General features: G+C 54.5%; 2 protein-coding genes. Both read right to left on the minus strand.

The window, feature by feature from the left end:
* The coding region (locus CWO84_RS14985) for an ATP-binding protein (protein WP_117433622.1) at positions 1-733 on the minus strand (733 nt) is incomplete at its 3' end.
* Positions 730-2,276, minus strand: a 1,547-nt coding sequence (locus tag CWO84_RS14990) for a TraI domain-containing protein (protein ID WP_205800391.1), incomplete at its 5' end; no start/stop codon positions are given. The genes CWO84_RS14985 and CWO84_RS14990, both read right to left, overlap by 4 nt.

Raw genomic sequence — 2,276 nt, forward strand, 5'->3', positions numbered from 1 at the left:
CGCTGATGCGGCTGGCGATTTCCGAAGGCCGGTTGAAATTGTGCAAGGGATCGAGTCGCACGCTGCCTTCCGGAAAAGCCGGATGAAAATACACGAAGCGATCCGGGCGATTGGCCAAGGCACAGGCGCGTTTGGCGCAGACCATCAGATCTTTATCGCCCTTGGGATCGATGATGATCACCGCTTCACCGCGCAAGACGGCTTGCGTAACCAGTACATCAAAGGCGCGCGTTTTACCGGCGCCGGTGGTACCGACCAGCAGCGTATGGCCGGCGGTATGCTGCAAGGGCTGGCGGATGTCACTTTCGGACACTTCCAGGCCATGAATCCAGGCCGAGCCCATGCGCTGATGATCGCTGGGAATCAGCGTCGAAACATCGCGTTTCAAAATCTCGTACGCCAATTGCGCATGCTTTTGCACCCAATCGAATCCCCAGCCGAACCACAAAGCCTCGGGGTTTCGCTTCACCAGGGTTACCAGCTTCTCGGCATCCAGGTATTGGAAACGAAACTGCCGCAACCGGCGTTTCCGATACCAGAGACTCAATGCCGGTGATAATCGCCAAAACGCCATCACTCCGCACGCCGTCATCAACCAGTCGAAGGGTTCGCGTGGCAAGCCCGACCAACGACTGGTGAAATGCGCCAAACCGGCGCCGCTCAACCAACCCGAGAAGGCATAAATCTCGAAAATCGGGCGCCAAGGAAATTGATAGTCGTAATCGGATTTCATGGACGTAATCTCACCTGAATCCCCTCCGTGGCACTGACCGAGCGACAATCTGGATGGTTAGCAATATCGAGCATCAGGCGAGTTCGCTTGACCGTCGGATGTTGGGTCAGAAATTGTTCCAGCTCGGTATTGGATACTGTGTGCCAATTACCGTCTGGCGATGATTCCTCGGGCGGGATGTTTTGTTGCCGCACATGTGTGATCAGCAAGTCGATAGTTCCGGGTTTTACCGGTAGAGTTGTTAGTGGAGCACTTGCCTTATCAGGCTCTGAATTGACCGAACTGGCTGGCGCGTTGCCGCTGATTGATTTTTGCTTGCCTGTCGCTTTTGATTTGGGCCGGACAGGCTTGGGTTCCAGAGGCGCCGCATCTTGAGGCTGAGAAGACTTAACTTGATCTACGGTCTTGTCAGTATTGCTGCTTGGAGATTGCGCGGATGACTCTATTGGCGTGGTTTCGCCTTGAGACTTAAATAATGCCTTCAAAGCCAAACTCGGTTCCAATGCCAGCAGGACGCCGCGAACGGATTGGATAGTTTGTACCTTGCGCATCGGTGACAGAACGTCGGTCACCAGCCACCCCGTCTCCTCCAGTATTTTGATGAACTGGGGCGGCTCGATGGCGAGTTTTTCAGGGGTAGCCGGAAACGGCAGCAAGTATTTGTCTTGAACTTCCAATAGATCGCTGCCTAACTTCCATTGGCCTTGATTAAGCATAGAAGAGATGTCGAATAGCCATTGGCCGGCATCACCGTGGTTTTGTAACCAGCACCGGGCGCTATCGACCGGATTAGAAATGCTTTTCGTGTCTGTCGTGGAGAGATCGGGTTTTGCGGCTGAAGCCGTTTTTTCTGAGTGGGTTGGTTTGGCAGGCGTTGCGTTTTCCGGTTGTTCTGTCTGATCCAACGAAGGGGCGTCATCGGTTGATTTGGCTTGCGACAGTCGTTGATCGGGATCTGATGGCAAGGTATTTAGATCCTTCGCGCCTTGAGAATTCAAAGTGTGTGGTGCCGATTCGATTAGCCGCGAATCGGGTAGGGCGCTTGGGTCATATGCGGGTTCTGGTGAGGTTGCTTCTGGCAAAACTGACGCAGGATTATCTGCGCGTTTGGGTTGATTCGGAGCCGCGACGTTCTTGGTTTTTGCCGGTTTACTGGTTTTCGGTGCCGGATTAGTAGTGGGTTCGGGGTTTTGCGCAGTCGGATCCGGTTCGTTGATTTCGCGCGCTTCAACCACAGTCGGCGGTTCGCCGCTGAAAATGAGTTCCGCGGATTTGAGGCGCAATAGATACAGCGGATTGTCCAGGCCTTCGGGCTGCATTTGCCAATAACGGTATTGCCGGCCATCCGGCCAGGACTTAGGGATTGCCAAGCCGCGTTCGATCAGGATGTCCGCCAAGGTATCTTCGTCGCGCGGAATGCCGGGTACTTTGTCCTTGGCCAACAGGGTAACGATGTCTTGCGCACCGGCACGCCAGACGATATGAAGGCCATCCTCAAAACGCCATAGCCGAGCGCCTTTTTCGTTGACGGTCCATTGTCCGG

Source organism: Methylomonas sp. Kb3 (assembly GCF_002834115.1).
Lineage (GTDB): Bacteria > Pseudomonadota > Gammaproteobacteria > Methylococcales > Methylomonadaceae > Methylomonas > Methylomonas defluvii.